The sequence below is a fragment of the Kitasatospora sp. NPDC089509 genome, assembly GCF_044749365.1.
Lineage (GTDB): Bacteria > Actinomycetota > Actinomycetes > Streptomycetales > Streptomycetaceae > Kitasatospora.
The window spans coordinates 54,446-80,695 of sequence record NZ_JBIVHS010000003.1; the positions used below are offsets into that span (position 1 = coordinate 54,446).

25 protein-coding genes are annotated in these 26,250 nt (G+C 72.4%); 17 read left to right on the plus strand and 8 right to left on the minus strand.

The genetic code is table 11. The features are described from left to right. Positions 1-66 precede the first annotated feature (66 nt). Complete coding sequence (locus tag ACIP4P_RS06575) at positions 67-813, minus strand: SDR family oxidoreductase (protein WP_400915423.1); 747 nt, start codon at positions 811-813, stop codon at positions 67-69. A gap of 99 nt (positions 814-912) precedes the next feature. Here ACIP4P_RS06575 and ACIP4P_RS06580 point away from each other — a divergent pair, with 99 nt between their 5' ends. The 3 genes from ACIP4P_RS06580 to ACIP4P_RS06590 are packed head-to-tail and all read left to right on the plus strand — an operon-like array spanning position 913 to position 3,852. Further along, complete coding sequence (locus tag ACIP4P_RS06580) at positions 913-1,794, plus strand: LysR family transcriptional regulator (protein ID WP_400915426.1); 882 nt, start codon at positions 913-915, stop codon at positions 1,792-1,794. A 33-nt stretch (positions 1,795-1,827) separates the two neighbouring features. Next, positions 1,828-2,952, plus strand: coding sequence for a hypothetical protein (locus ACIP4P_RS06585; protein WP_400915427.1), 1,125 nt, complete (start codon positions 1,828-1,830; stop codon positions 2,950-2,952). Positions 2,953-2,991: 39 nt separating this feature from the next. Next, positions 2,992-3,852: a DUF3592 domain-containing protein gene (locus ACIP4P_RS06590; protein ID WP_400916389.1), complete on the plus strand. Its 861-nt coding sequence runs from the start codon at positions 2,992-2,994 to the stop codon at positions 3,850-3,852. A gap of 43 nt (positions 3,853-3,895) precedes the next feature. Here the strand turns inward: ACIP4P_RS06590 and ACIP4P_RS06595 are convergent, their stop codons facing one another. Beyond that, a complete protein-coding gene (locus ACIP4P_RS06595; protein WP_350517923.1) occupies positions 3,896-4,345 on the minus strand; it encodes an Lrp/AsnC family transcriptional regulator in 450 nt (149 codons plus the stop codon). A 136-nt stretch (positions 4,346-4,481) separates the two neighbouring features. Between ACIP4P_RS06595 and aspA the strand changes: the two genes are divergently transcribed. Both aspA and ACIP4P_RS06605 read left to right on the plus strand, forming a co-directional pair. Beyond that, a complete protein-coding gene (gene aspA, locus ACIP4P_RS06600; protein ID WP_400915429.1) occupies positions 4,482-5,897 on the plus strand; it encodes an aspartate ammonia-lyase in 1,416 nt (471 codons plus the stop codon). Between the two features lie 21 nt (positions 5,898-5,918). After that, positions 5,919-7,607 (plus strand): DUF885 domain-containing protein, encoded by a 1,689-nt coding sequence (locus tag ACIP4P_RS06605; protein WP_400915431.1) that lies wholly within the window; start codon positions 5,919-5,921, stop codon positions 7,605-7,607. Positions 7,608-7,703: 96 nt separating this feature from the next. Here ACIP4P_RS06605 and ACIP4P_RS06610 read toward each other — a convergent pair whose 3' ends face one another. Further along, the gene (locus ACIP4P_RS06610) at positions 7,704-8,822 is read right to left on the minus strand and encodes a fatty acid desaturase family protein (RefSeq protein ID WP_400915435.1); all 1,119 of its coding nucleotides are present in this window, start codon (positions 8,820-8,822) and stop codon (positions 7,704-7,706) included. Between the two features lie 7 nt (positions 8,823-8,829). Further along, positions 8,830-9,915, minus strand: a complete 1,086-nt coding sequence (locus tag ACIP4P_RS06615; protein WP_400915437.1) for a ferredoxin reductase — start codon at positions 9,913-9,915, stop codon at positions 8,830-8,832. Positions 9,916-10,002: 87 nt separating this feature from the next. Between ACIP4P_RS06615 and ACIP4P_RS06620 the strand changes: the two genes are divergently transcribed. The 6 genes from ACIP4P_RS06620 to ACIP4P_RS06645 all read left to right on the plus strand — a co-directional run bounded on the left by ACIP4P_RS06620 (position 10,003) and on the right by ACIP4P_RS06645 (position 17,285). Beyond that, a complete protein-coding gene (locus ACIP4P_RS06620) occupies positions 10,003-11,142 on the plus strand; it encodes a PucR family transcriptional regulator (protein WP_400915438.1) in 1,140 nt (379 codons plus the stop codon). Between the two features lie 357 nt (positions 11,143-11,499). Next, positions 11,500-12,633 (plus strand): hypothetical protein, encoded by a 1,134-nt coding sequence (locus tag ACIP4P_RS06625; protein WP_400915440.1) that lies wholly within the window; start codon positions 11,500-11,502, stop codon positions 12,631-12,633. Further along, positions 12,630-13,916, plus strand: a complete 1,287-nt coding sequence (locus ACIP4P_RS06630; protein WP_400915442.1) for a glycosyltransferase family 4 protein — start codon at positions 12,630-12,632, stop codon at positions 13,914-13,916. The genes ACIP4P_RS06625 and ACIP4P_RS06630 overlap by 4 nt, the downstream gene beginning before the upstream one ends. Beyond that, positions 13,913-15,112, plus strand: a complete 1,200-nt coding sequence (locus tag ACIP4P_RS06635) for an MFS transporter (protein WP_400915443.1) — start codon at positions 13,913-13,915, stop codon at positions 15,110-15,112. The genes ACIP4P_RS06630 and ACIP4P_RS06635 overlap by 4 nt, the downstream gene beginning before the upstream one ends. A 116-nt stretch (positions 15,113-15,228) precedes the next feature. Further along, positions 15,229-16,500: a DegT/DnrJ/EryC1/StrS family aminotransferase gene (locus ACIP4P_RS06640; RefSeq protein WP_400915445.1), complete on the plus strand. Its 1,272-nt coding sequence runs from the start codon at positions 15,229-15,231 to the stop codon at positions 16,498-16,500. Next, the gene (locus tag ACIP4P_RS06645; protein ID WP_400915446.1) at positions 16,497-17,285 is read left to right on the plus strand and encodes a PIG-L deacetylase family protein; all 789 of its coding nucleotides are present in this window, start codon (positions 16,497-16,499) and stop codon (positions 17,283-17,285) included. Before ACIP4P_RS06640 ends, ACIP4P_RS06645 begins: the two co-directional genes overlap by 4 nt. Positions 17,286-17,534: 249 nt before the next feature. Here the strand turns inward: ACIP4P_RS06645 and ACIP4P_RS06650 are convergent, their stop codons facing one another. Continuing rightward, positions 17,535-17,951, minus strand: a complete 417-nt coding sequence (locus tag ACIP4P_RS06650; protein WP_400915447.1) for a hypothetical protein — start codon at positions 17,949-17,951, stop codon at positions 17,535-17,537. 182 nt (positions 17,952-18,133) lie between these two features. On the opposite strand from ACIP4P_RS06650, the gene ACIP4P_RS06655 reads away from it, so the two are divergent. The 4 genes from ACIP4P_RS06655 (at position 18,134) to ACIP4P_RS06670 (ending at position 21,793) form a co-directional block, all read left to right on the plus strand. Beyond that, positions 18,134-18,601 carry a hypothetical protein gene (locus ACIP4P_RS06655; protein ID WP_400915449.1) on the plus strand — a complete coding sequence of 156 codons (468 nt, stop codon included), beginning with the start codon at positions 18,134-18,136 and terminating at the stop codon, positions 18,599-18,601. A gap of 326 nt (positions 18,602-18,927) precedes the next feature. Continuing rightward, positions 18,928-20,916: an NACHT domain-containing protein gene (locus ACIP4P_RS06660; protein WP_400915450.1), complete on the plus strand. Its 1,989-nt coding sequence runs from the start codon at positions 18,928-18,930 to the stop codon at positions 20,914-20,916. Positions 20,917-21,023: 107 nt separating this feature from the next. Continuing rightward, a complete protein-coding gene (locus ACIP4P_RS06665; RefSeq protein ID WP_400915452.1) occupies positions 21,024-21,212 on the plus strand; it encodes a LuxR C-terminal-related transcriptional regulator in 189 nt (62 codons plus the stop codon). Beyond that, complete coding sequence (locus tag ACIP4P_RS06670; protein ID WP_400915454.1) at positions 21,209-21,793, plus strand: DinB family protein; 585 nt, start codon at positions 21,209-21,211, stop codon at positions 21,791-21,793. The genes ACIP4P_RS06665 and ACIP4P_RS06670 overlap by 4 nt, the downstream gene beginning before the upstream one ends. A 263-nt stretch (positions 21,794-22,056) precedes the next feature. On the opposite strand, the gene ACIP4P_RS06675 is transcribed toward ACIP4P_RS06670, so the two are convergent. Next, entirely contained in the window at positions 22,057-22,536 is a 480-nt protein-coding gene (locus ACIP4P_RS06675) for a DUF308 domain-containing protein (RefSeq protein WP_400915455.1), read from the minus strand. Positions 22,537-22,690: 154 nt separating this feature from the next. Then, a complete protein-coding gene (locus tag ACIP4P_RS06680) occupies positions 22,691-23,596 on the minus strand; it encodes an alpha/beta hydrolase (RefSeq protein ID WP_400915457.1) in 906 nt (301 codons plus the stop codon). A 173-nt stretch (positions 23,597-23,769) separates the two neighbouring features. Between ACIP4P_RS06680 and ACIP4P_RS06685 the strand changes: the two genes are divergently transcribed. Beyond that, positions 23,770-24,588, plus strand: a complete 819-nt coding sequence (locus tag ACIP4P_RS06685; protein WP_400915458.1) for a leucine-rich repeat domain-containing protein — start codon at positions 23,770-23,772, stop codon at positions 24,586-24,588. A gap of 94 nt (positions 24,589-24,682) precedes the next feature. Here the strand turns inward: ACIP4P_RS06685 and ACIP4P_RS06690 are convergent, their stop codons facing one another. Then, on the minus strand, positions 24,683-25,441 hold the full coding sequence (locus tag ACIP4P_RS06690; RefSeq protein WP_400915459.1) for an SDR family NAD(P)-dependent oxidoreductase: 759 nt from the start codon (positions 25,439-25,441) through the stop codon (positions 24,683-24,685). Positions 25,442-25,588: 147 nt separating this feature from the next. On the opposite strand from ACIP4P_RS06690, the gene ACIP4P_RS06695 reads away from it, so the two are divergent. Then, entirely contained in the window at positions 25,589-26,224 is a 636-nt protein-coding gene (locus ACIP4P_RS06695) for a TetR/AcrR family transcriptional regulator (protein ID WP_400915461.1), read from the plus strand. Positions 26,225-26,250 lie beyond the last annotated feature (26 nt).

Genomic DNA, 26,250 nt, shown 5'->3' on the forward strand with positions numbered 1-26,250 from the left:
GCCGGGGGCGCTCGGTGCGGTCGTCGTGTTCCGCTCGGCCGTCGGAGCGCCTCGGCCGGACAGGGCCTAGAGTTGCGAGGCCCCTCCGTCGACGGGGAACTCCGCTCCGGTCGAGAAGGTCGCGTCGAACGCCAAGTACGCGACCGCGGCGGCGACTTCCTCGGGCGTCCCCAGCCGCTGCATCGGGTTGGTGCTCCGGTAGGTGTCCTTCATCCCCTCGACGACGTCGGCGGGCAGCGAGGAGCGGTCCAGGATCCCCGAGTCGATCGGGCCGGGGCTCACGGCGTTGACGCGCACCTTGCGCGGAAGCAGCTCGCGGGCCAGGGTGCGCGTCATCGACCGCAGGGCCGCCTTGCTCGCCGAGTAGACGCTGAGCGCGTCGAGGCCCAGGACGTTCACCACCGACGTGGTGAGGACCACGCCGCTCCCCTCGCGCAACAGCGGCGCCAAGGCCTGCACCGTGAAGTACGGGCCCTTGACGTTGATGCCGAACAGCTCGTCGTACATCTCCTCCGTCGTCGAGTCGAACGGCGCGGACGCGGTGACGCCGGCGTTGACGAACAGCGCGTCCACCGTGCCGAACCGCTCCTGGACGGTGCCGGCCAGCGCCCTGATGTCCTTCAGGGAGGCGGTGTCGCTCCGGACGGCGATCGCCTCGTTCCCCAACTGCTCCAGGGCGGCGTCCAGGGTGGCACCGGTACGGCCGGTGATCAGTACGTGCGCCCCACCGGCCGCGAACAACCGGGCCGCGGCCAGGCCGATACCGCTGCTTCCGCCCGTGATCACGATCTTCTTGCCGTCGTAAGTGGTCATGTCCTCCAGTCAAATGTCCACCCGCGCACCGCGTCCAAGACCTGTTCCGCATGCCGCCATGCCCCGGGCGCATGACGGCGCACGACGTACCCTGGGCGGATGGACGTCGATCTGCGGCTCGTGCGCTACTTCACGGTCGTGGCGGAGTACGGCAACTTCGGCCGGGCCGCCACCAGGCTGCACCTGGCGCAGCCGTCGCTGAGCCGCCAGATCCAGCGGCTGGAAGCCGAGCTCGGAGTCCGGCTCTTCGACCGCTCGCCGCAGGGCAGCAGCCTCACCGACGCCGGTCAGGCCTTCCTGCCCAGGGCCCGGATCCTGCTCCAGGAAGCCGAGCAGGCCGCTCGCGCCGCCAGGGCCGCCGTCCAGCCCCGTACCCTCACCGTCGGCTACGCCGAAGGACTGGTCATCACCGCCTGGGTGCAGGAACTGCGCCGCCGGCACCCCGACAGCCAGGTCCGCACCCGGCACCTCGACTGGCGGGACACGGACGCCCTCGCCGAGGGACGGGTCGACGCCCTCGTCGCCTACCGGCCCCTGCCCGTGGGCCTGTTCGCAGGGGGCTTCCGGGTGACCACGCTCCACGAGGAGTCGCGGGTACTCGTCACGTCGGCAGGTCATCACCTGGCGAACGAGGAATCCGTCAGCCTGCGAGCCCTCTCCGACGAGGAGTTGGTGACCTGCGTCAGCACTCCGGTGGTCTGGAGCACGCCCAAGCCGGTCGGCGACCGCCCGGCACCGCCCCCGCCCGCGATCGACGACAGCTACGAGGACAAGCTGGAACTCATCGCCACCGGCCACTGTGTCGCGCTCTTCCCGGCCGGCGACCGACGCCCTGCCGTACGCGAGGACATCGCCCTGGTGCCCGTCCTCGACGCCGATCCCTGCGAGACCGTGCTCGTCACCCGCGCCGACGACCCCAACCCGCTGCTCGGATCGCTGGAAGACGTCGCACGGACGCTGGGAGAACGAACAAAGGTCTAGCGGCCGTCACTCCGACCCAGCACAATCGCTCGTGTGACGACCACCACGCATACTCCCCCGGCCACTCACAACACGCCCGTCGCGTGCGCCCGGGGGCTCCTGACCGGTGGTGTGGTCGGGGCGTCGCTCGCCGCGCTCGTCGTGGGCACCGTCGTCGAGGACGCACCGCTGTTCGTCGCGGGGTTGGTGGTGCCCACGGTCTACGGGCTGCTGCTGTTCCTCGCCGGCATGCCCAGGCGTGCCCGGGAGGCGGCGGTCGTGCACCGCACGGCGCTCGCGAGGATCGAGAGCCTGGAGGCCGTCCGGGGCGAGTCGAGCGACGTGCCCGTGCGCTTCGAGCTCACCGTCGTACCGGACGACGGGCCGGCGTTCCGGGTGGGGACCACGCAGGACATCAACCTCGTCGACCTGCCCGACTACCGGCCGCGCGGTGTCGTGGTGGTCGAGTACCCCCCGGACCGGCCGTGGCGGGTGCGCATCGTCAAACGGCCGACGCCGCCGTGGGAGGACCGGGCCGCATCGGCCGGCCTCGAACCGGTGTCCGCGACGACCACCGTGGCCGCGCCCCCGGAGGGTTGTGCCTTCGGCTTCGCCGTGCTCCTCGGTCTGCTGCTCGGCGCGGCGGCCGTGGTCCTGCTCTTCCGCGCGGACCTCTTCGGCCGGGACGACAGCGCGCAGCCGCCGCCGTCCGTCTCGTCCACGTCGTCGTCCACGTCCTCGACCACCTCGGCGACCGCCTCCTCGACCACGGTCGTCACGTCGGCGTCCGGAACGGTCACCCTGGGCGCGGGCCAGTCGTTCCTCGACAAGGGCGAGTTGGGCCGGGCCGTCGACTCGCTCACCAAGGGTGGGGACGCGCGCCAGGCGCTCACAGTCGTCGTCGGGGAACGCCTGCTGTCGGTCGTGTTCGCGCCGACCGGCGCCCCGCAGACCCCGGCGTTCGACCCCCGGGCGCTGCCCTACGACCGTTTCCCCGCCCTGGTGGACGAGGCCGCGACCGCCCTCGGCGCCGGCTCCCCACAGACCTGGCAGATCACCGCTGAGCGCCTCACCGGCTCCCTCGTCATCAGGGTCGTCGTGACCGGGCCCGGGGGTACCGCGTCACTGGAGGCCGACGGGCGGGGCGACGTGGTGCGCCGTGCCGGGACGGCACGCTGAGGCACCCCCGGACGAGAGCAGGAGAGTCGGATGGATTGGATGGATTGGCACGGATACCTGGTCCCCTGGTGCGGCGTGTTCGGCGCGGCGGCGCTCGTCGGCTACGGGCGGTCGCTGGCCGGGATGACCCGGGCGCAGCGGACGGTCCGGGTGCGGGGGCGGATCGAGCGGGTGGACGAGCCCCGGCACGGGAGCTCCCCGGAGGACGGGATCGGCGTGGTCGTCTCCTTCCAGGACCCGTCCACCGGGCAGGAGTTCACCGTCACCAACGACGGTGAGCGCGGCGAGCGGACCCGCGTGGCCTGGACGGGCCGGGAGATCGGAGTCCGCTACCCGCCCGGCAGGCCCCACGCCTACCGGTTCGTCAACGACCCCTCCGAGGGCGGCCGCGGGCTCGGCTGGCCGACCTTCGCGCTGCTCCTCTGCTACGCCGGTCCGGTCACCGTCCTCGCGATCGACCGGGGCTGGCCGTGGGCCCTGCTGGGCTTCTGCGGACCGTGGGCCCTCTCCGCGGCGTACCACCTGCCCGGGAACATCCGCGACCGCAACCGCCGCCTCGACCGGCTGGCCGCGATGGCCGCCGTACCCGGGCGTTTCGTCGCCGTCCTCAGAAGCGTCACCGTCGACGACGACGGGTACACCTCCAGCCGCCTGGTGCCGGTCCTCGCCTTCACCACCCTCGACGGCCGGGCCGTCACGGCCTACTGCGAGTCCAACCTGCCCGATGCCGCCAGGGCACGGGGCCTGGACGCCACGGTCCACTACGCCCCCGACGACCCGGCGGTCTTCGTCCTGGACGTCGAGGCCGCACGCCGTTCCTGGAAGCTGGACATGGCCGTCAACGTGGTGGGTCTGCTGGTGGTGGCGACGGCGGCCGTGGTGGGGGCGGTCGCGCTGTGACCGGGTGCGGCCGAGCCCGCCCGGCGTCCGCCGGTGGGCGGGTTCAGCGGTCCACCGGGAGGCCGTCGCGTTGTTTGATCGGCTTCATGATGATCTGCGAGTTCACGGCGGTGGCGCCCGGCAGCCGGGTGAGGCGTTCGGTCCACAGCTTCTCGTAGGCCGCCAGGTCGGCGACCGCGACGCGGACCAGGCAGCCGGGGCTGCCCATCAGGCGGTAGGCCTCGACCACGTCGGGGATGGCGAGGAGGGCTTCCTCGAACTCGGCGACCGAGCGGGTGTCGCGCTCGATCGAGACCAGGACCTCGAAGCTGCGGCCGATGGCCTGTGGATTGACGATCGCCCGGTAGCCCTCGATCACACCGTCCAGTTCCAGCTGGCGCACCCGGCGCAGACAGGGCGAGGCGGTCAGGCCGACACGCTGGGCGAGCTCCTGGTTGGTCAGCCGGCCGTCGTTCTGGAGCTCGCGCAAGATGCTTCTGTCGATTGGGTCCATGGCGGCATTATCTACCACGCCTGATCAAGACCCGGGCAGTGATTTGCAACCCCATTGCGGCCGTTTCGCCGTAATCTTGCGGCCGGCGCCGATCGCGCCGCACCCCGCACTCCGCACCCTCGAAACGGACACCGCCATGCAGTCTGCCCTCCAGCCGTCGACCCGCGTCGAGCACGACCTGCTCGGCGAGCGCGAGGTCCCGTCCGACGCGTACTACGGCATCCACACCCTGCGGGCGGTGGAGAACTTCCCGATCACCGGCACCCCGGTCTCGGCGTACCCGGAGCTGGTCAACGCGCTGGCCTGCGTCAAGCAGGCGGCGGCGTCGGCCAATCGCGACCTGGACCTGCTGGCGGACGGCAAGGCCCGGGCCATCGTGGCGGCCTGCGAGGAGATCCGGGCCGGCCGCTTCCACGAGGAGTTCGTGGTGGACGTGATCCAGGGCGGCGCGGGCACCTCCACCAACATGAACGCCAACGAGGTGGTCGCCAACCGCGCGCTGGAGCTGCTCGGGCACACCAAGGGCGAGTACCGCGAGCTGCACCCGCTGGAGGACGTGAACGCCGGGCAGAGCACCAACGACGTCTACCCGACCGCCGTCAAGATCGCGCTGTACTTCGCCGCCCAGGGCCTGCTGTCGGCCATGGCGGTGCTGCGCGACGCCTTCGCCGACAAGGCCGCCGAGTTCTCCGACGTGCTGAAGATGGGCCGCACCCAGCTCCAGGACGCCGTGCCGATGACGCTCGGCCAGGAGTTCGCCGCGTTCGCGGTGATGCTGGAGGAGGACCGCAGCCGGCTGGCCGAGGCCTGCGCCCTGATCCGCGAGATCAACCTCGGTGGCACCGCGATCGGTACGGGGCTCAACGCCCACCCCGCGTACGCGGCCACCGCCTGCGCCCACCTCGGCGCGATCACCGGCATATCCCTGGAGGTGGCCGGCGACCTGGTCGAGGCGACCCAGGACGCCGGCGCGTTCGTCCAGCTCTCCGGGGTGCTCAAGCGGGTCGCCGTCAAGCTCTCCAAGACCTGCAACGACCTGCGGCTGCTCTCCTCCGGCCCGCGCACCGGCCTCGGCGAGATCAACCTGCCCGCCGTGCAGGCGGGTTCGAGCATCATGCCGGGCAAGGTCAACCCGGTGGTGCCCGAGGTGGTCAACCAGATCGCCTTCGAGGTGATCGGCAACGACCTCACCGTCACCTTCGCCGCCGAGGCCGGACAGCTCCAGCTCAACGCCTTCGAGCCGATCATCGCCCACAGCCTGCTGAAGAGCATCACCCACCTGCGGGCCGGCTGCCTGACCCTGGCCGAGCGCTGCGTCACCGGCATCACCGCCAACCGCGAGCACCTCGCCCACCTGGTCGGACGCTCGATCGGCCTGGTCACCGCGCTCAACCCGCACATCGGCTACGAGAACGCCACCAGCATCGCGCAGGAGGCGCTCACCACCGGAACCTCCGTCCACGACCTGGTACTCGGCCGGGGCCTGCTCACCCAGGAGCAGCTGGGTGAGATCCTGCACCCCGACAACCTCGCCCGCCCGCACAGCAACTGAGGCACCGAAATGGAGCTGCCGATGACTCCCTCGACTCCCCGCCGGATCGCCGACGACCACGTCACCCGGGTCGCCGTCGTCGATCCGTCCGTCTCCACCTGGCTGGGCCTGGCACCGCAGGACGACCGGCTGCCCGACCTGTCGCCGGACGGCGCCGAGGAGGGCGCCCGGCTCGCCCGGGAGACCCTGGCCCGGCTCGACGCCCTCCCCCGACCGGACCGCGAGGCCGACCCGGCCGAGCTGACCTGCGCCCGGCTGCTGCGCGAGCGACTGACCGCCGAGCTGCGGGTGCACGAGGCCGGCGAGCACTTCCGCGCCGTGCGCAACCTGCAGACGCCGATGCACGCGCTGCGCAGCATATTCACCATGATGCCGACCGCCACCGAGGACGACTGGGTGCCGGTGCTCGGCCGGCTGCGCAAGCTGCCCGCCGCGCTGGACGGCTACCGGGCCACCCTGAACGAGGGCATCGACCGCAAGCTGCTCGCCGCGCCCCGCCAGGCCGAGGTGCTCGCCGACCAGCTCACCGCCTGGACCGGCGGGCCGGCCGGCGGCCCCAGCTGGTTCGGCGACCTCGTCGCCCCGGCCCCGCAGCGGCTGCGCCCCGAGCTGGCGGCGGCCGCGGACGAGGCGACCGCCGCCGTGGCGGAGCTGCGGGACTGGCTGCGCGAGACCTACCGGCCCGCAGCCGAGGGCACCCCGGACGCGGTCGGCCGCGAGCGCTACCTGGTGATGGCCCGCCAGTACACCGGCGCCGACCTGGACCTCGACGAGGCCTACGGCTGGGCCTGGGAGGAGTTCCACCGGGTCTGGACCCAGCTGCGGACCGCCGCCGCGCAGATCCTGCCCGGCGGCACCGTCCAGCAGGCCCGCGCCCACCTGGACGAGCACGGACACGGCGTGCAGGGCGCCGAGGCGATGCGGGACTGGCTGCAGGCGCTGCTGGAGGAGGCGATGGACGCGCTCGACGGGAGCCACTTCGACATCGCCGGCCCGCTGCGCCGGGTCGAGACCCGGATCGCCCCGCCCGGCAGCGCCGCCTCTCCCTACTACAGCAGCCCGAGCCTGGACTTCAGCCGCCCGGGCCGGGCCTTCCTGCCGGTGGCCGCCGGCGAGGAGCAGAAGACGTTCCGCAGCTGGCGGCTGGTCAGCACCTGGTACCACGAAGGCGTCCCCGGCCACCACCTGCAGCTCGCCTCCTGGGCGGCGGCCGCCGAACAGCTGTCGCGCTACCAGGTGACCCTCGGCAAGATCAGCGCCAACGTGGAGGGCTGGGCGCTGTACGCGGAGCGGCTGATGGAGGAACTGGGCTTCCTCACCGACCCCGGGCGGCAGCTGGGCTACCTGGGCAAGCAGATGATGCGGATCGTGCGCGTGATCATCGACATCGGCATGCACCTGGAGAGCGCCATCCCGGTCGCCTCCCCCTTCCACCCGGGCGAGCGCTGGACCCCTGAGCTGGCCACCGCGTTCATGGGCGAGTACGTCGGCCTGGCCCCCGGTCACCTGAACAGCGAGATCGTCCGCTACCTCGGCCGCCCGGGCCAGGCGATCGGCTACAAGCTCGGCGAGCGCGCCTGGCTGGCCGGCCGCGAGGCGGCCCGCCGCCGCCAGGGCGCCGGATTCGACCTCAAGCGCTGGCACATGGCGGCGCTGCGGCAGGGCTCGCTGGGCCTGGACGACCTGGAGGCGGCACTGGCGGCGCTCTGACCGGCCCGACGGGGATCGGGCAGCCCCGCGCGGAAGGCGCCCCGGGACCGCGGGCGCCTTCCCGGGGGTGCCTTCCTGGGGGCGCCTTCTCGGGGCTCAGACCGCGACGGGCTCCTTCGTGCGGTCCGGGGTCGTGGCCTCGGTCTTCCGGTTCGGCAGCGAGAGCCGGAAGACCTTGTGCCAGGCGGAGAACACCTGCCGGGGAAGCGGCCCGGTGACGTACTCCAGTCCGTACTTCTCGAACAGTGCGCGCACCTTCACCGCGACCTCGGCGTACCGGTTGCTCGGCAGGTCCGGGAACAGGTGGTGCTCGATCTGGTGCGACAGGTTCCCGGTCATGAAGTGCATGGCCCTGCTGCCGCTGATGTTCGCCGAGCCCATCATCTGGCGCAGGTACCACTGACCGCGCGTCTCGCCCTCAAGCGACCGGCGCTCGAAGACCTGCACGCCCTCGGGGAAGTGCCCGCACATGATCACCGAGTGGGTCCAGACGTTGCGGACCAGGTTCGCGGTGAACGTGGCGGCGAGGGTGGTGAGGAACGACGGGCCGGACAGCAGCGGGTGGATCACGTAGTCCTTGAGCACCTGCTTGCGGATCTTGCGGCCCACGGCCCTGGCCCGCGCACGGAACTCCGGGTCGCGCCGGCGGTGCCTGCGCAGGTTCTTGCCGAGCTCCAGGTCGTACGCGGCGATGCCGTACTCGAAGAAGCAGGCGTTGACGAGGTTCCACAGCGGCTGGCCGAGGTGGAACGGGCGCCACCGCTGGTCCTCGTCGACCCGCATGATGCCGTAGCCGAGGTCGTTGTCCTTGCCGATCACGTTGGTGTACGTGTGGTGCAGCTCGTTGTGCGAGTGCTTCCACTGCGCGGACGGCGAGACGTGGTCCCACTCCCAGGTGGTGGAGTGGATCTTCGGATCCCGCATCCAGTCCCACTGGCCGTGCAGGACGTTGTGGCCGATCTCCATGTTGTCCATGATCTTCGCCACGGACAGGCCGGCGGTACCGAGCAACCACGCGGGCGGGAAGATCGAGAACAGCAGCACGCCCCGGCTGGCCAGTTCGAGCTTGCGCTGCACCGAGATGACCTTGCGGATGTAGGCGGCGTCCTTCTCACCGCGGTCGGCGATCACCTCGTCGCGGATCGCGTCCAGCTCGCGGCCGAGCTCCTCGATCTGCTCCGCAGTCAGGTGGGCGGTGGGGTCGATGGCGGTCAAGGTGCCTCTACCGTTCGATGTCGCAGGGGCCCGCCGCGGCGGACACACAGGTCTGGATGAGGACGCCCGGCGCGGCCTCGGTGATCTCGCCGGTGCGCAGGTCACGGACGGCGCCCGCGGTGAGCGGCGTGACGCAGCCGAAGCAGATGCCCATGCGGCACCCGGACGGCATGAGCACGCCGGCCTCCTCGCCGACGTCCAGCAACGGCGTGGTGCCGTCCGCGTCGACGGCCTTGCCGGTGGTGCTGAACCTGACCGTGCCTCCGCCACCGGCACGGCCCCCGTCGCCGCCTCCGTCGCCGGTGAGGACGGTGGCGGGACGGAAGCGTTCGGTGTGCAGGCGCTCCGGGGCACCGTGCTCGGCCCAGTGCTCCTCGACGGCGTCGAGCAGCCCCCCGGGCCCGCACGCCCAGGTCTCGCGCTCAGCCCAGTCGGGCACGAGGCCGCTGAGACGCGCGAGGTCGAGCCGGCCGTCGGTGTCGGTGTGCACCTCGACGAGCCGCAGCTTCCCCTCCGCGACCAGGCCGTGCAGCTCGTCGCGGAAGATCACGTCCTGCGGCCGTGGTGCGCAGTGGACCATGACGACGTCATCGAGCCCGGTGTCGCGCAGCATGCCCATGACGGGCGTGATGCCGCTGCCGGCCGTCAGGAAGAGCACCTTGGCGGGCTCGGCCCCCGGCAGCACGAAGTCACCCGTCGCCTGGTCGAGTTGGACCAGCGTGCCCGGTGTCGCCCGGTGGACCAGGTGGTTGCTGACCCTGCCGTCCGGGACCGCCTTCACGGTGACGGTGATGCGGCCGTCCCGGCGGTTCGTCGGCGAGGTGATGGAGTAGGAGCGCCACAGGCGCACCCCGTCCACGTCGACCCCGATCCGCACGTACTGACCCGCCACGTGGCCGCGCCAGCCCCGTCCCGGCCTGATCACGACGGTCGCGGCGGCACCCGTCTCGGGATGCACGGCCTCGATGCGCCCGCGCAGGTCGGCGCCCGCCCGCAGCGGGCTCACCAGGTCGAGGTAGTCCGACGGCAGGAGCGGCGTCGTGACCATCTCCAGCAGTTTCCATGCCCTGCTGCGGAGGGCTGCGCTCGTCATGACTCCAGCTTGCTGCGCCCCAGGGCGTAAAGTCCTGACCGTAGGATGTGAATCTGCCCTGCTGAATTGTTCGTGGGAAACAAAAACGTGAGCCATGCCATCCGGAGGGCCGGCGAACCGGCCCTGGACGAAACGACGGTCGCCGCGCTCCGGGCCGCGCTGGCGGCCACCGCCGACGAGGTCGTCGAGGCGATCATCGACGAGGTCCCTCCCTATGCCAACGCCCTCTCGGGCCGCATGGGCGCCACCATCCGCCGGGCCGTCCGCACCGCCCTGGGGCACTACCTGGACCTCGCGAGCGGGAACGCCACGAGCGGCGACGCCGGCGACGCGGCCTATGAGCTGGGCCGTGGCGAGGTGCGCGACGGCCGTTCGATGGACGCCCTGCTCAGCGCCTACCGCGTCGGCGCCCGGGTGGCCTGGCGGTGCCTCGCGGCGGGCGCCGTACCCGCGGGCCTGCCCGCCGCCGAGGTCGCCAAGTTCGCCGAGCTGACCTTCGCCTACATCGACGAACTCTCCGCCGCGAGCGCCGCCGGCCATGCGGACGAACTGGCCGCCCGCGGCAGGGCCCACGAGCGCCACCTGGAACACCTGGCCCGCGACCTCCTCGCCGGCGCGACTCCGGACATGTTGCTGGCCTCCGTCCAACGGGCCGGGTGGCAGCCCCCGGTCTCGCTGACCGCGGTCCTGCTGCCCGCCGCCCAGGCCCGGCCCGCCTACCGGGCGCTCGACCCGAGCACTCTCGTCCTCGACGACCTGCCGGACGCCACCGGGGTGCTGCTCGTCCCCGACGCCGACCGGTCACACCTCCTGCGGCAACTGACCGACCGCACCGCCGTGGTCGGCCCGGCACGGCCCTGGACCCGTGCGTCCGCCTCGTACCAACGAGCCCTACGCGCGCGCTCCCTCTCCCCGGACATCCGCGACACCGAGGAGCACCTGCCCGAACTGGTGCTGAGCGCCGACGCGGACGCGTTCGCGGACCTGCGCGCCCGAGCCCTCGCCCCGTTGCGGGCCGTGCCGGCCACGACCGCACGGCGACTGGAGGAGACCCTGCGGTCGTGGCTGCTGCACCAGGGCAGACGGGACGAGGTGGCGGCGGAGCTGTTCGTCCACCCCCAGACGGTCCGGTACCGGATGTCGCAGCTGCGGGAGCTCTTCCCGGACCTCGCATCGCCGCACCGGGTCCTCGAACTGACCCTGGCACTGGGCCTCCGGGTCGGCTGACGGGCGACGGGCGACAGGTGACCGAGCCCCGGCCGGCCCTTCCGCCCTGGCCGCATCACCGAGTCGACCCGCGACGGAAGTGTCGGCCCAACGTCCGGTGAACGTCGTGGTGGCCGGCTGCGGCCGTCAGGAGGATGGTGTCGAGGTTGCCGGCACAGGGGCGTCAAACGCCTGTCGTCCCAGCTGAGGTCGCCGGTGGACGTGGTTCACCGCCGCCCCGCCGCCCCCTCGGTGGCATGCCGGCCCGCCATGTTGATCCGTGGCTTTCCGGAACACCGCTGGATACCGCCAGGCGCGCCCGAAAGCCATGTCGAGCGCGGGCCGTCCCCGTCAACCGACACTTCTAGGAGCCTTTCCATGTCCGCTTCCGTCAGCGCCCACCTGCGCCAGCTCGAATTCGGAGAAACGCGCATTCCCTATCACTACGGCGTCGGTCTGGAGGGCGGGATACCGGACCTGCTGCGGCAGGGCCTCGGCGATGCCGACGTGCTCCTCTTCCTGGTGGACGGCAGACTGGCCGACACCTACCAGCGGCTCGCCCGGCACCTGAGACCGGCTTTCGAGGTGAGCTCGATCGAGTTCGAACCCTCGGAGTATGCGAAGAACCTGAACGCCGTCGGCGACATCATGGAGCAGGCGGTCGCCCGGGGCGTCACCCGCAAGTCGGTGATCGTGGCACTGGGGGGCGGCACCATCGGCAACATCGCGGGCATGGTGGCCGCGTTACTCTTCCGGGGAATCCGCCTGGTGCACCTGCCCACCACTCCGGTCGGCGCCTTCGACTCGGTGATCTCGCTCAAGCAGGCCGTCAACCTGACCGCCGGAAAGAACCTGTGCGGCACCTTCTTCGCACCCACCCTGGTCGCCTGCGACCTGGACTGGCTGACCACCGTGCCGGCCCGGCTGCTGCGGACCAGCCTGGTCGAGATGGCGAAGAACGTGCTCACCACCTCGCCCGGGCAGGAACGGAAGTTCCTCGCCGCCACCGAACTGCTGACGGCCGACCAGGCCAGGGCGCTGGAGGCGTTCCTGGAGATCGGCATCTCGGCCAAGCAGCCGCTGCTGCGCGCCGACGGCAAGGAGAAGCGCGAGGCCCTGGTCTTCGAGTACGGCCACACCGTGGGCCACGCCATCGAGTTGGCCTCGGCCGGCACCGTCGGCCACGGCGAGGCGGTGGGCTGGGGGATGCTGGTCGCGGCCGAGATCAGCCGGGCCCGGCTGGACCTGTCGGCCGAGGACCTGCACACCCACACCAGGCTGATGGGCGCGCTGGGGATCACCCGTACCACCCGGCCCGCCGTCGACCTCGCCGCCGTCGGGGAACTGGTCGCCAAGGACAACAAGCGCGGCTACATCGCCTGCGGGCCCGACGAGGTGGCCATGGTGCTGCTCCGGTCGGTCGGCGAAGTCGCCTGCAGCGCACCGGGAATGCCGCTGGTGCCGGTCCCGGTCGAGGTCCTCGACGGCGCGCTGCGCACCGTCCTCGGGTGAACCGCCCGACGCCGGTCGGCGAACTGCGCCGGGAAGGACGGCAGTTGCGCATCCTGCGACTCACGCCCTGGTACTACCACGACCAGGTGGACGCCTGGCCCGTCGAGTACGACTCGATGGGTGGCATGCAGATCCAGATCACCCGGCTGTCGCGGACGCTGGCCGCGCACGGCGTCCGGCAGCTGGTGGTCACGGCCGGCTTCCCCGGACTGCCCAGGTACCACCGGGACCGGGACGGTCTGACCATCCGGGTGGCCCGGGCGCCGATCCCGCCGATCCGCTCCGAACTGACCTGCCTGGTCGGACTGATCCCCGCATGGTTCGCCGCCACGCTCACCGCCTGCCTCGGCATCCGGCGCTGGAAGCCCGACCTCGTGCACGTGCACGCCGACGGTTCGATGTGGCCGCTGCTGCTCGCCCCGCTCGCCGCCCGGACGGTCGGCGCGCCGTACGTGCTGACCCTGCACTGCTCCTGCCTGGCGGGCTACCTGTCCGACGCCGGACGGCTGCGGCAGCGGCTCGCGGCGGCGGCCGAGCGGATCGCGATCCGCCGCGCGGCACAGGTGATCACGCTCACCGAGGGCACCGGGCGGCTGGTGGCCGAGGCACTCGACACCGGCGACGAGCGGTTCACCGTGGTCCCCGACTTCCTGGACACCGAGACGAAGCCCGCGGGAACGGGACGGTTCGACTTCGCGGGCTGGGCGGCCGCCGCACCCGGGCGACCGGTGATCGGCTTCGTCGGCCGGATCGCCCACGAGAAGGGCTGGCAGCACCTGGTCCCGCTGGCCCGGCGACTGCGCGACCTGCGCCCCCGGTTCCTGGTGGTCGGCGACGGCCCGCAACGCCACCGGCTGGCCGAGGCGATCCACGACCACGGGCTGACGGACGACTTCCTGATCACCGGATTCATCCCCAACACCGACGTGCCGGACGCTCTCGCCGTGATGAGCACGGCCCTGGTTCCCTCCGCCTACGAGGAGCTCGGCGGCGCCGCGCTCGAAGCGCTGATCGCCGGAACCCCGGTGGCGGCGTTCGGCGTCGGCGGACTCCTGACCACCGTCGGAGAGCTCTGTCCGCAGATGCTGGTACCCGCCGGGGACCTCGACGCGCTGGAGGCGAAGGTCCGCGAGATCGCCGCGGACCCGCGCCACTTCGCCGACCTCGCCGCCGCCGCCCGCCCCGCCATCGAGGAGCGCTACGGCACACCGGCGGCGGTCCGGGAGCTGACGGCCGTCTACCGGCGGGCGCTGCACCCGGGCAGCGGTCGGGACCGGGCATGAGCGCCGGCCCGGCCGGCCTGCTGCGCACGGGGCCTGCCAGGAACCTGACCGTGGTCGGCGCCCTGGTCTTCATCGGCGACGGCGCCGAACCGCTCGCCTTGCTGCTCTTCCTGGTGCACGCCGCCGGGTCGTTCGGCGCCGCCGGACTGGTGATCGGCTGCTACGGCCTCAGCGCGGCCGTCACCGCGCCGCTGCGCGGACGGCTGACCGACCGTCACGGCGTGCGCACCCTGGTCGCGGTCGCCGTCCTGCACCTGCTGCTCACCCTGCTGCTGGTCGCCGCCGGCCAGGCCCGTGCGCCACTGGCAGTGCTGGTGGTGGTCGCGGCGGCGCTCGGCACCGGCTACTCGGTGGCGTTCGCGGCGATGCGCTCGGCCTGGTCACGGCTGACCGGCGAGGCGGAGCGGGGACAGGCCTACGCCCTGCAGGCCGTGCTCCAGGAAGTCGGCTACATCGGAGGCCCGCTGATCGCCGGGGCGCTGATCGCCGTCGCCGGGGCCACCGCGGCGCTGCTCGTCACGGCCGTCCTCACCTGCGCGGCCACCCTGGCCTTCGGCCGGCTCGCGGCCGTGCGCAGCCAGCCCCGGGCCGAGGTGCGGTTGTGGGGCAGGCCGGCCGTGGTGGCCAGCGGCCCGCTGGCCGTCCTGGTGGCGACCACGGTGCCGTCCTGCCTCGCCTTCGGCGTCGTGGAGGTCAACCTCCCCGCCTACGCCACGGAGCACGCGCTGCCCGGCATCGCCGGGCTGCTGCTCGCGCTGATCGCCGTCGGCAGCATCCTCGGCGGCCTCGGCTACGGCCGGCGCAGCTGGCGGTCCGCGATCACCCAGCGGTACGCGGCCACCTTGCTCGCGCTCACCATGACCATGAGCGCGCTCGCGCTCGCCGACTCGGTCCCGGCCCTGGTGCTGCTCACCCTGCTGGTCGGGCTGCCCGCCGCCCCCATGATCACCTGCCGCTACCTGCTGCTCGACGGCACGGTGCCGGCCGACTCCGCCAACGAGGCCTTCATGTGGATCACCACCGCCGACGCCGTCGGCACCGCCGTCGGGCAGGCGCTCGGCGGCGTGCTGGTCGAGCACGGTTCCTTCACGGTCGTCTCGCTCGCCGCCGGCCTCGCTGCGGCGCTGGCGCTGGCCGCCGCCGTGCTCGGCGGCCAGGTCCTCCGGCGCTCGGTGCCGCGCGAGCTGACGGTGTGAACCAACCCGCGTCCCCGTGACCACCCCCGTCCCCCCTGACCACCCTCCTGCCCCCTGACCACCCTCCCGCCCCCAACCACCCCCGTGCCCCTGACAATGAAGGACAGGTCATCGCCATGCCCGAACTCGCAGTCGCCGGAGGCACCCCCGTCCGGTCCACGCCGTGGCCGCGCTGGCCGCAGCCGGCCCCCGGAGCGCTCGCCGTCCTCGACGAGGTGCTGAACTCCGGCCGCTGGGCCATCAGCGGCCCTTACAACGGGCAGCAGAGCCGAGAACGCCGGTTCGCCGCCGAGTTCGCCGCCTACCACGGCGTCCGCCACTGCGTCCCCACCGCCAACGGCAGCTCGGCGCTGACGACCACCCTGGAGGCCTGCGGCGTCGGCGCCGGCGACCAGGTGGTGATCCCCGGCATCACCTGGGTGGCCAACGCCTCGACCGTGATCGGTGTCAACGCCGTACCCGTGTTCGTGGACGTGGACCCGGACACCCTCTGCCTCGACCCGGCAGCCGTGGCGGCCGCGCTCACCCCCGCGACCAAGGCGATCGTGGTGGTCCACCTCTACTCCGCCGTCGCCGACCTGACGGCCCTCCAACGGATCGCCGACCGGCACGGGATCCCGCTGATCGAGGACTGCGCCCAGGCGCACGGCGCGCGCTTCCTCGGCCGCAAGGTCGGCACCTTCGGCCGCGCCGGCACCTTCAGCATGCAGCAGAGCAAGGTGCTGACCAGCGGCGAGGGCGGTGCGGTGATCACCGACGACGACGCGCTCGCCCGCCGGATCGAGCACCTGCGGGCCGACGGGCGCAGCTACGGCAGCACCCCGCCCGCCACCGGCGCGATGGAACTGCTGGAGACCGCCGAACTGATGGGCAACAACCGCTGTCTCTCCGAGTTCCAGGCAGCCCTGCTGATCGGCCAACTCGGCCTGCTCGACGAGGAGAACGCCCGCCGCGCACGGAACGCCGCGGACCTCGACGCCAGGCTGGCCGAACTCGGCTTCCGCCCCCAGCGGACCACCGAGGGCACCACCGAGCGCACCTACTACAACTACGCCGTCGCGGCCGTCCAGGAGGAACTGGCCGACATCGGCGCCGAGCGGCTGTCCGCCGCCCTCAGCGCCGAACTCGGCCTGCCGGTCACCCCCGTGTACACGCCGCTCTACCGCAGCCGGCTCTACCGCCCGCACACCCGCTCCCGGTACGCCCTCGACGCGGAGCACCAGCGGCGCATCCACCCGCAGGGCCTCTCGCTGCCCACCTGCGAACGGGCGGCGAAGACCTTTCTGACCTTCCACCACGCCCCGCTGCTCGGCGACAAGGCGGAGGTGGACGACATCGCGGCCGCCTTCGAGAAGCTGGTGACACACCGCCAGGAGTTGGCGGCATGAGCGGACTGCTGCTGGTCGCGCCGCACCCCGACGACATCGCCCTGTCGGTCGGCGGGTGGCTCGGCGCGCTGGTCGACGCCGACGCGCGGGTCGGCCGGGACCGCTCGATCACCCTGCTGACCGTCTTCACCCGCAGCCGCTGGGCACCGTACGCCCCGGGAGCGGAGGGGCTCGACGAGGACGGCGTCCGGAAGCTGCGGGAGGCGGAGGACGCCGCCTACGCGCACAGCCTACGGCTGTCGTACACGGCTCTCGGCCTGCCGGACAGTTCCGCGCTCGACATGGACGACGACGAAGAACTCAACGAGCCGGACGGGTCGGCCACTTCGCGGGCGCGGGAGCAGGAGGCGGCCGAGGCGATGCGGCCGCATCTCGATGCCGCCGCGCTGGTCGTGGCGCCCTCGGCGGTCGGCGGCCACATCGACCACCGGCTGGTCCGCCGGGCCGTCGGCCGGTATCCGGGCCCGCAACTGCGCCTCTGGTACGAGGACCTGCCCTACGCGCTGACTCCGTCGGCACCGCGGCCCCGCTGGGACGATGTCGAACCCGTCGGCCTCGGGCTGGAGTTCATCCTCGGGCGGTGGGCGGAACCCAAGCGGGTCGGGCTCGGCCACTACGCCTCGCAGCTGACCGGTGCCGATGTCGCAGGCGTGCTGCGGCACGGGGTGGAGGAGGGCGGGCCGGCCGTCGAGCGGGTCTGGCTGGCGCCGAGCGACGCGGGCCGCCTCGGGCGGTGCCGGGAACTCGGGCTCACTCCGGCCGGCGGGGAGCCGTCAGCGAGTTGAACGGAGTCCGTGCCCGGCAGAGCACGAGATCGGGGGCGGAGATGCGGCGCGGAGATCCCGCGGACCAGGAGCTGCGCGGGGCATTCCACGCGATCCTGGCGGACGTCCTCGCCCATGGGGCCCGCGCACCTGCGGCGGAGCGGACGGCGGCAACGGGGCGAGCGCCGGAAGGGCCGGCCCGGCGGCCATCCCGCCCCCCAGCCACCGCCAGCACCGGGACCCGACCGGCCGACGCCGCCACGGGCGCCCTCACGCCCCCCGGCCGTCCCAGCCGATCCCGCGGCGCTGCCGCTCGATCGCCTTGTGCGCGGCCTTCATGCCCGGCGACACCCCGCGGTACTTCGTCCTGTCCTCGTACGACTCGCGTACGGCGGCCGCCTCCATCGCAGGGGTGGCGTTGGGGTGCGCCCGTCGGTACGCCGCGAGCCAGGCGTGGAACTCGCGGTGCGAATCGGGCTCGCCCGTAGGCCGGGGCACCGGTGCCGACGGGGCTGCCGGTGCCGACGGGACGGCCGATGCGGCCGGACGGTTCCCCGACGGAGGCGCCGGACGCGGCGCCCCGTAGCTGGGCTCCGACTTCGGGCGGTGGAGCGCCGCGGCGATCACCACCACGAAGAACAGCACGGCCGGCGCCGTCACCAGCACCAGCACAATCCACCCGACCACGGAGCCACCCCCTTCTCTTGGCCCAGGTATACCCGCTCAGCCCGTGACAAGTCCGGGCCCCGCCGTCCGCCCTGCGACGACGCCGGGCCGCGCGCGCGGGCCGCCCCGGGATCGGCTTCCGCCGGGGGCGGTCGGCAGGATACGGTCTGACGGAACGTCAGCAGCGGGCCGAGGGGGGTTTGATGACGGGCGTGGAGATCGCGGTCGGGTACGTGTTCGCGTGGGCGGTGCGCAAGGCGAGGCGGGTGGCCGGGCGGGCGGACGCGGAGGTCGACCGCACGCTGGACGCGGGGATGGACCGGCTCCACGACCTGGTCGGCCGCAAGCTCGGGGAGGACCCCGCGCTCAGGAAGCTGACCGAGGAGGCCGACGCGGGCCTGGCCGAGCCGAGCGAGCGCACCCGGCGCCGGGTGCAGGACTCGCTGGAGGAGGCCGTCGAGCAGGACCCCGGCTTCGCGCGGGCCCTGGAGCGCGCGGTGGAGGAGCTGCGGGCCGCGGACCGCGCCGCCGGCGGGGTGTCGGCGGGGGACGCGGGCACGGCCGTCGGCGGGAACGTGGACATCCGCGCGGACCACGGGTCCGCCGCGGCCTGGACCATGGGGGACGTGACGCTGGGAAACCCTCCGCAGCCGGGTCCGCAGCAGGCCTGAGCGGCCCCGGCGCACCCCCGGCCCCGCCCGTCGCCCCACCCGCGGAACCGCACGCGGAGCCGTCCGCGGAACCGCCCGCCGTCCCGCCCGCCGTCCCGCGCGCCGCCCTGTTCGCCGACCACGGCGGCGTCGTCGTCGGCCAGGCGGCCGCCGTCCACCACCACTCCACCCCGGCGGGCACGGGATCGCCGCTGGACGCCGCCGCGGACGCCCTGACCGCCGCCGTCCTCGAACAGTGGAACCAGGCCTCTTACGACCGCAAGCTGCGCGCCCCGAGGCCGATCCCGGTGCGCTGGCGGTGGTCCGGCCGCGGGGTCGCCAGCCCCATGGCGGCCGCACTCGGGGACTCCGAGAGCCCCGCCGCCTTCCCGCCGCTGCCCGGCGTTCCCGCCACGGACGCCCGCACCCTGCGCGAGGGCGGGATCAAGGACCTGTTCCGGCTGTACGGCAGCCTGCCCTCCGGCCGGATCGCCCTGCTGGGCCGCCCGGGCAGCGGGAAGTCCGAGACGGCGCTGCTGACCCTGCTGGAGGCGCTCAGGCACCGTGGCGGCGTCAGGAACCCGGCCGAGCGCGCCGCCGTACCGGTGCCCGTCCTACTGAGCGTCACCGGCTGGGACGCGAGCCGGGACGACCTGGCCGACTGGGCGGCCGCTCGCATCGCCGAGGACTACCGCCTCCTCAGACAGCGCCAGTACGGGCGCCGGGCGGCGGAGAAGCTGGTGTACGGCGGCCGGATCGCGCTCTTCCTCGACGGGTTCGACGAACTCGAACCGGACATGCGCCGGGCCGCGCTCAGGGAGATCGGCCGGCACGCGGTGTCCCGGATCATGGTGTTCGCGCGCACCGAGGAGTTCACGGCGACCGTCCGCGCCGGCCACCTCCCCGGCGCCACGGTGCTGGAGCTGGCGCCGATCCCCGGGGCCGAGGCCGCCGTGTACCTCCGGCACTACCAGGTGGACCCGCCGCCCGAGCCCTGGCAGCAGCTGATGGACCACCTGGAGCGCCGGCCGGACAGCGTCCTGTCCCGCGCCCTCGACGTACCGCTCGGCCTGACCCTCGTGCGCGACGCGTTCCCCCGCCCCGAGGCCCTCGCCGACCTGCTGGACGAGGACCGCTTCGCCACCCCCGAGGAGGTCATGGTCTACCTGCTGGACCGGTTCATCAGCATCGCCTACCAGCCGCGCCAGCCCTCCGACCTGGTGCCCTACAACGCGGCGCAGGCCCGGCGGTGGCTGGGCTACCTCGCGGCCAAGATGGCGGAGCACGGCACCTACAGCCTCGACTGGCGGCAACTGCCGCGCTGGGAGCGGGCGTTACCGAGGATCGGCATGCTGGGCGCCCTCTGCACGGTCACCGCGGCGGCCGGCGGCGCCCTGGTCTACGGCTGGGGCCACTTCAACACCCACCGGATCAGCGGGCCGGGCCCGGGCAGCCTGGTCGGGGCCGCGCTGGGTCTGGTCCTCGGAGTGGCCGCGGGAACGGCGTCGGAGCTGCGCGCCTTCCGGCCCGAGGGCGTCTGGTGGCGGTTCCCGCCCGGCCGCGGCCGTCGGAGGCGCCTGGGCTTCAACCCCGGAGTGGCGGTGATCGTCGGGCTCGTCATCGGCATCGTCTCCGGCGACCACGCCCTCAACGTCACCCACCACGCCCTGGCGTCGCTCGCCGTGCTGGCCGCGGCCGGGACGGCGGCGGGCGCCGTCGCCGGCGTGAGCGCGATGCGCGTCCACCCGGCGCCCGGGCCGGGCGGACGGTTCCGCGGGAAGGCCGTCCACTCACGGCTGCCGCTGCTCCCCGGCGCCGTCGCCGGCGGGCTTCCGGTGGGGTTCCGGTACCTGTTCCCCCACGGCATCTCCCACGAACTCCACCCGCTCGCCGGTCCGTTGAACGGCATCTGGGGCACGCTCATGGTGGCCCTCATCATCGGAGCCGCGCGCCTGCCCTCCCAGGTGGGCGTGCACAGCGACCCGCTGGCCATCTGGCGGCAGGAACTCCGCTGGGACATCGTCTTCGGCGCGCTCTTCGGGCTCTGCGTCGGCCTGGGGTTCGGCCTGCGCGAGGGCTTCATGTGGGACAGGGACGTCGTCGCCGGGATCTTCCAGACGATCGGCATCGCCGTCCCCTGCGGGATCTGCGTCATGAGCGCCGGCTCCGACGCCGGGCGCAGCACCCTGCTGTTCCTCCAACTGCACCTCCAGGGCGTCTTCCCCGCCCGGGGCATGAACTTCCTGGACGACGCCCACCACCGCCAGGTCCTACGGGCGGACGGCCCCAGGTACCAGTTCCGCCACGCGCTGCTCCAGGACAAGCTCTCCTTCTGACACCGCCGGTGCACTGCCGGGCCCGGGCCGGCGGCGGGTACGGCCGTCACCCCCGCGGGGACGGCCGTCCGGGTTCTGAAGTGTCCGGCCGGCGACGGGTCGACGTCGTGGCGGGCCGACGCCTCGGCATCGCCACCCGCACCGCCAACAAGCACATCGAGCACATCTACCGGAAGCTCGGCACCCGCGACCGCGTCTCCACCCTCAACCGGGCCCGCACCAGCAGGAGAGTCGTTGCGGACCGTGTACGGGATCTTGAGGCCACGAGCAGCCCATGGCAGGCTCGTGCCGCATGATCGATGAATTCGCGAAGGACAACCTGCACGGGAGACTGCAGCGGGACCGCGAGGCGCTGCTCTGGAAGCTCGACGGCTTGTCCGAATACGACGCCCGCCGACCTTTGACGGTGACCGGGACCAACCTCCTCGGCCTGGTCAAACACGTGGCCACCGTCGAGGCCAGGTACTTCGGCGAGGTCTTCGACCGCCCTTCCCCGGAACCGCTGCCCCGGTGGCAGGATTCCGACGGCAGCGATCTGTGGGCGACCGAGGACGAGACCCGCGATCAGATCATCGCGTTCTACCGGCGCACGTGGGAACACTCGGACGCGACGATCGACGGGCTTCCCCTCGACGCCCCCGGCCACGTGCCGTGGTGGCCGGATTCTTATGCCGACACGAACCTGTTCGCCGTCATGGTCCACGTCCTCGGCGAGTCCAACCGGCATGCCGGGCACGCCGACATCCTGCGCGAGGGCGTCGACGGCCGGACCGGGATGCGCCCCGAACACGAGAAACAGATCGACGAGCAAGCCCGTGCAGCCCACCGAGCGAAGATCGAGCAGGCCGCCAGGTCGGCCGCACCGATCAAGGCTTGAATCGACCGAGTCTCGCGACAGGGCGACACTGCCCCGCGGAGCTCGCCGGGTTCGGGGCACCAGGCCGGAGGAGGGTCGGGGTATCCCCACTGGGTCGGGGGGCGGGTCGGACAGTCGGTCGACTGCCCGACCCGGCCCCCGCGTTCCGTCAGGATTCAGCGACGCGCGAGGACTGCACGTGCCTCGGGCTGAGGCGGCACGCGAGGCGGTCCTGCGCGGTGGCCCCTCGTCCGGAGGGCGGTCCGGGGGCCGCCCATGCCCGGCTACGCCGCGGGTTCGGAGGTCGCCGTCGCGGCACGCCAGGCGGCGATGATGCCGGCCGCCTTGGTCTCGAAGTCCGGGTCGCGCCAGGCGCCCGGCATGCCGATCACCGCCGGCAGCTTGAAGTCGCCGTGCTCGCGGTGGGTGACCCGCACGACGTCCCCGGAATCGGGGCGGTCCCGGTTCTTCCCGACCGCGACGTTGGTGATGTCCGCCCAGGCGAACCGCTTGCGGGAGCCCAGCGACCCGGTCCACCAGATCTCGCGCTCGTCGAGGCTCACGCTGCTGAAGGCGCCCCTCACCTGGAGGACTCCACTGATGATCAGGAGAAGGCCGAAAGCCACGGCGAGGGCGGTCCGGGCGCTCATCGGGACGAGCGAACTGCGGTACAGAAGGTAGGCACCACCGGCCAGGAAGAGCGCCGAGAAGATCCACTGACGGCGTATCTGCGCCGGATGGAGACGGTAGGTCACGTGTTTCACCAGCGGATCCTGCCAGGCCGGACACATCTGAGGAAGCGTCACTTCCGGCCCTGCCCGCTTCGCTCCCCGAGCGGATCGGCTGCCTCGCGACCGGCACCAGCCGGACTCGGAGAAGGACCGCACGGCACGGAATTCCCGCTCGACGTTCCACTCGCTATGCGATGTGCTCGCGAATGATTTCGCCGATCCGCCGAGGAAGTCCGGGCGAGAACAATGAATGCCCCATTCCCGGGATCGACCGGAATCGGGAATGAGGGATCTCCTCGGCGAGGGCGCGGCCGTGCGGGAGCGGGCGAAGGGGGTCCTCGGTGCCGTGTACGACCAGTGTCGGGGCCTTGATCGAGGACAGCGGCACCTGACGGTCTTCGGTCATCCGACGTCCGGCCAGGTCATGGTTGAGGGCCGCGGCGGGGTCGCCGGTCCGGTCGAAGGAGGCTTGCACGAAATGCCGAGCGGCCGGCTCGTCGAACGGGAGGACGTCGCCGTTGAGCACGCGCCACGTCTCCAGGTTCGCCGTGACGTACTCGTCGCGAGTCCCCTGCGGGAGGGCGGCGCGCTGTGCAAGGTGCGTCAGGAAGCGTGCCGCGGGCGGCGGCAGGTCGCTCGGGTCGGGCTCCTGGCCGGCCATGGCGCGTGCCCAGGCCGGGCCCGCGCTGTGGCCCATCGGGCCGGTCATGATCGCGGTCAGAGTCAGCACGCGTTCGGGGCGGTGCACGGCCAGCCACTGGCCGATGGCGCCGCCCAGGGACGCCCCGACGATGTGCGCGGCGGCCACCCCGTAGCCGTCGAGCACCGCCGTCGCATCGGCGGCCATGTCCGCCAGCGCGTAGGGGTGCGTGGTGAAGTCCACGCAACTGGACCGGCCGGTGTCCCGATGGTCGAAGCGGATGACCTGGCGACCACCTGCGACCAGCTCATCCACCAGCTCGTCCGGCCATCCGATGCCTGGTGCGGCGGTCCCCATCACCATCAGGACCGCCGGGTCGCTTGAGGCGCCGATCCGTTCGGTCCACAGTCGCAATTCACCGGATTCGACAATTAATTCAGTGCGCGCAGTCATGACTGCCAACATAGCGAACAGGTGGGCAATTTTCTACGGCTCTATTCGATATGACTTTCCATCACTATTCTGGTAGAATACTGAATTACTGCGGACCCCGGATCACCGAGGAGGTCAACCGGTGGCTCCGACCGCACTTACGTCTCCCCCACGGCGACGTCTACTGTGGCCGGATGAGTGAGGAGTCGAATCCGCAGGTGTTCTCGAACCGCTGGTCCGTCGCCGCCGGGCCCGGCGGCGACGGACCGCCCCGCGACCTCTGCCGGTGCATCCAGTACACCAACTCCAGGCCGCAGCGGCCGACCCGCTTCCATCGGGAACGCCAGGACACCACGGCACCAGGCTGGATCCGCCTTCTCGAACTGGTCGAAGAGGCGGCAGCCGACGGACGGGAGGTCTTCGAGCCGCTGGTGGAGCTCACCGCGGAACAGCGGCGTCAGGTCGTCACACTCCCACCCACCATCGCCGAACTCACCTCGGTGAAACACCTCGTGCTGTACGGCAGCAACCTGGTACGCATCCCGCCCGAGATCGGCGCGATGAAGAGTCTTGAAGAGTTCACCCCGTACACCTCCTACCGCCTGCACTGGTTCCCGTACGAGCTCACCCGGTGCCCCGACCTGCGGCGCAGCACGGTGAGCACCCGCGCGATCTACGGCAACTACAAGACCCGATCGCCGTTTCCAGCGCTGCCCTCCGCGGCGCCAACGGGCACCCGAGGCGTTGACCTCGACGACCTGGACCCCGGCGCATGGGGTGCCGAAGCCATCCGCGCGTGCAGTGTCTGCGATCGGCGCATCGAGGACGGGAACCTTCGCCAGGTCTGGATCTCCCTGTGGACATCGGGCGCCGACGTTCTGCCACTGCTGGTCAACGCGTGCTCGACCGCCTGCATCGAAGCGCTGCCCGGCCCGGCCGAAGGCTATGTCCGGACGCCGCACACCGGTGGGCCGAGCGTCGACCAGCCACCGGCCGGCTGGCAGCCTCGCTGACCCCGTCCGCGTACCGGAGCGCCCATGGTTCAACGGCGCCACGACCGGAAGTGGGAGACAGCCACGGGCGCCGGGTTCGGGAGGGCCGGGTCGGTCAGAGGAGGGCGCCGCCGGAGACCTCGACCCGCTGGGCGGTCATCCAGCGCAGGCCGTCGGACGCCAGCGTGGCGATGGCGTCGCCGATCTCCTCGGGTTCGCCGACCCGGCCGAGCGCGGTCTGCCCGGCCAGTACCTGGCGCATACCGGCGTCGTCCCGCATGGCGCCGCCGTTGAAGTCGGTGGCGGTCGGCCCCGGGGCGACGGAGTTGACCCGGATGCCCCGGGGGCCGAGTTCTGCGGCCAGGGTGCGGCTCAGGGCCTCGACGGCGGCCTTCGAGGCGGAGTAGACCGAGGTCGCGGGGCTGGTGTGGCGGGTCAACGACGACGAGACGTTGATGACCCGGGCACCCTGCGCCAGCAGTGGCACGAGCGACTGGACGAGGAAGAACGTGCCCCGCACATTCGTGTCGAACACCGTGTCGAAGTCGTCGACCGTGACGGCCTCCAGCGGGCCGAAGACGCCCACCCCGGCGTTGTTGACCACGACGTCGAGCCGCGAGGCCCCCCAACGCCCCAGCAGTGCGGTCAGCTCGGACGTGAAGGCTCCGAAGGAGGAGACGTCGCTGATGTCGAGGCGCAGGACAGCGGCGGTCCCACCCGCAGTGTGCACGTGCCGCGCCGTCTCCTCGGCCCCGGCCGCATCACCGCGATGCGTGACCACGACCCGCATCCCGCGCGCCGCCAGCGCGAGAGCCGTACTCCGGCCCAGACCACGGTTCGCACCGGTCACCAAGGCGATCCTGTCGGCTGTCATCCGCTACTCCCTCATCACACGGCGCCGGAGAGGCATGGGGCACCACAATCCGAGGCGAGTCACTCGACTCGCCTTTCCGTGGCAGCGTAGGCGCGCCCAAAGAGGCGAGTCAAGTGACTCGCCTCGGATCTGGGGCATACTGCACGCATGGCAGCAGAGCTCTCCGCACACCACCGCCGTCTCGCCCAGCAGAAGCGTGCGGCGATCATCTCCGCAGCCACGGACCTCTTCCTGAACCGCGGTTACGACGGCACGTCCCTCGCGCGCATCGCCGAAGGGGCGGCGGTCTCGAAGTCCACCCTGTTCAAGCAGTTCCCCACCAAGGCGGCCCTCTTCGAGGCCATCGTCACCGAGTCCTGGCAGCGTGACGCCGCAGACGCCGGCGCGCGACCTCAGGTCGGAGACCTGCGCTCCGGCCTGACCTCCATCGGCCACCGCTACGCCGACCTGATCGGCCGGCCCGGTATGACAGCCCTGTTCCGCATCGTCATCGCCGAACTGCCCCGCTTCCCCGAACTGGGACGGATGCAGTTCCAACTCGGCAAGCTGCCCTACTTCACCTCGGTCCAGCGCTACCTGGAGTCGGAGCACGAGGCCGGCAACGCCGACGTCCCGGACGCCGAGAGCGCCGCCAACCAGTTCCTCGGGATGATCGCCAACTACGTCCTGTGGCCCCGCATGCTGCTGACCGACTGGAACCCCACAGCCTCCGACGTCCGCCACGCCGTCGAGCAGGCGGTGGAGACCACGCTCGCCCGCTACGCCTCCGGTCGACCCGCCTGATCCACGAGCCGACCTTCGTACGCCGC

Coding starts and splice junctions, on each gene's coding strand:
- ACIP4P_RS06655 (WP_400915449.1), top strand. CDS start 18,134: ATGACGGGCGTGGAGATCGCGGTCGGGTACGTGTTCGCGTGGGCGGTG.
- ACIP4P_RS06690 (WP_400915459.1), bottom strand. CDS start 25,441: ATGACAGCCGACAGGATCGCCTTGGTGACCGGTGCGAACCGTGGTCTG.
- ACIP4P_RS06670 (WP_400915454.1), top strand. CDS start 21,209: ATGATCGATGAATTCGCGAAGGACAACCTGCACGGGAGACTGCAGCGG.
- ACIP4P_RS06595 (WP_350517923.1), bottom strand. CDS start 4,345: ATGGACCCAATCGACAGAAGCATCTTGCGCGAGCTCCAGAACGACGGC.
- ACIP4P_RS06680 (WP_400915457.1), bottom strand. CDS start 23,596: ATGACTGCGCGCACTGAATTAATTGTCGAATCCGGTGAATTGCGACTG.
- ACIP4P_RS06685 (WP_400915458.1), top strand. CDS start 23,770: ATGAGTGAGGAGTCGAATCCGCAGGTGTTCTCGAACCGCTGGTCCGTC.
- ACIP4P_RS06660 (WP_400915450.1), top strand. CDS start 18,928: ATGGCGGCCGCACTCGGGGACTCCGAGAGCCCCGCCGCCTTCCCGCCG.
- ACIP4P_RS06640 (WP_400915445.1), top strand. CDS start 15,229: ATGCCCGAACTCGCAGTCGCCGGAGGCACCCCCGTCCGGTCCACGCCG.
- ACIP4P_RS06695 (WP_400915461.1), top strand. CDS start 25,589: ATGGCAGCAGAGCTCTCCGCACACCACCGCCGTCTCGCCCAGCAGAAG.
- ACIP4P_RS06625 (WP_400915440.1), top strand. CDS start 11,500: ATGTCCGCTTCCGTCAGCGCCCACCTGCGCCAGCTCGAATTCGGAGAA.
- ACIP4P_RS06645 (WP_400915446.1), top strand. CDS start 16,497: ATGAGCGGACTGCTGCTGGTCGCGCCGCACCCCGACGACATCGCCCTG.
- ACIP4P_RS06590 (WP_400916389.1), top strand. CDS start 2,992: ATGGATTGGCACGGATACCTGGTCCCCTGGTGCGGCGTGTTCGGCGCG.
- ACIP4P_RS06580 (WP_400915426.1), top strand. CDS start 913: ATGGACGTCGATCTGCGGCTCGTGCGCTACTTCACGGTCGTGGCGGAG.
- ACIP4P_RS06605 (WP_400915431.1), top strand. CDS start 5,919: ATGACTCCCTCGACTCCCCGCCGGATCGCCGACGACCACGTCACCCGG.
- aspA (WP_400915429.1), top strand. CDS start 4,482: ATGCAGTCTGCCCTCCAGCCGTCGACCCGCGTCGAGCACGACCTGCTC.
- ACIP4P_RS06635 (WP_400915443.1), top strand. CDS start 13,913: ATGAGCGCCGGCCCGGCCGGCCTGCTGCGCACGGGGCCTGCCAGGAAC.
- ACIP4P_RS06575 (WP_400915423.1), bottom strand. CDS start 813: ATGACCACTTACGACGGCAAGAAGATCGTGATCACGGGCGGAAGCAGC.
- ACIP4P_RS06615 (WP_400915437.1), bottom strand. CDS start 9,915: ATGACGAGCGCAGCCCTCCGCAGCAGGGCATGGAAACTGCTGGAGATG.